At 63.8% G+C, this 257-nt stretch carries 1 protein-coding gene; it reads right to left on the bottom strand.

Annotation, left to right across the window (positions count from 1 at the left end; genetic code table 11):
- Positions 1-257 (bottom strand): NADP-dependent isocitrate dehydrogenase (locus AC0L3B_RS39835; RefSeq protein WP_473383397.1); only part of this gene is annotated, 257 nt, incomplete at both ends.

Below are 257 nucleotides of genomic sequence, written 5' to 3' on the forward strand. Positions count from 1 at the left end.
GCCTTGCAGTCTTCGATGACCGCCTGATAAATGGTGGCGTAGCAGCGATCCGGGATCACCGCCTTGGTGTCGTGCAGCTGGCCGTCGGTGCCCCACATCTTGCCGGAGTCACGGATCATGGCCGGCATCGAGGCGTCGACGATGACGTCGCTCGGCACGTGCAGGTTGGTGATGCCTTTGTCGGAGTTGACCATCGCCAGGGCAGGGCGAGCGGCATAGACGGCCTGGATGTCCGCTTCGATCTGCGCCTGCTGGTC

It is taken from the genome of Bradyrhizobium sp. Kon56, from assembly GCF_055807635.1.